Source organism: Xenorhabdus sp. KK7.4, from assembly GCF_963876465.1.
GTDB lineage: Bacteria > Pseudomonadota > Gammaproteobacteria > Enterobacterales > Enterobacteriaceae > Xenorhabdus > Xenorhabdus stockiae.
Genome location: NZ_CAWNQF010000051.1, coordinates 1 through 389, shown reverse-complemented (window position 1 = coordinate 389; position 389 = coordinate 1). Strand labels below are relative to the sequence as shown.

General features: G+C 49.9%; 1 tRNA gene and 1 rRNA gene. Both read left to right on the top strand.

Going from position 1 to position 389, the window contains the following annotated elements:
- A 16S ribosomal RNA gene (locus tag AACS90_RS05615) occupies positions 1–55 on the top strand; the annotation flags it as partial.
- An 81-nt stretch (positions 56–136) separates the two neighbouring features.
- Positions 137–212: transfer RNA gene (locus AACS90_RS05610), tRNA-Glu, on the top strand.
- Positions 213–389: the final 177 nt, after the last annotated feature.

The window sequence follows — 389 nt, the reverse complement described above, 5'->3', positions numbered from 1 at the left end:
GGTGAAGTCGTAACAAGGTAACCGTAGGGGAACCTGCGGTTGGATCACCTCCTTAACCTATGATGGTGAAATGTGAGTGTTCACACAGATTGTCTGATGCATGTAAGACGAGCAGCGTCTGCGAAGAAGACTTGAAGTCCCCTTCGTCTAGAGGCCTAGGACACCGCCCTTTCACGGCGGTAACAGGGGTTCGAATCCCCTAGGGGACGCCACTTTGCTCGGGAGTCGGGTGAAAGACGGCGCCAATGAAGGTATTGTTAAGCGGGCGTCATTGCCGGTTTACCAATACATGCTCTTTAACAATCTGGAACAAGCTGAAAATTTGAAACACTCAGTAGGGTGTCATATGACAACTATTGAGGAGTCTCTCAATACCCCAATCCGAAGAC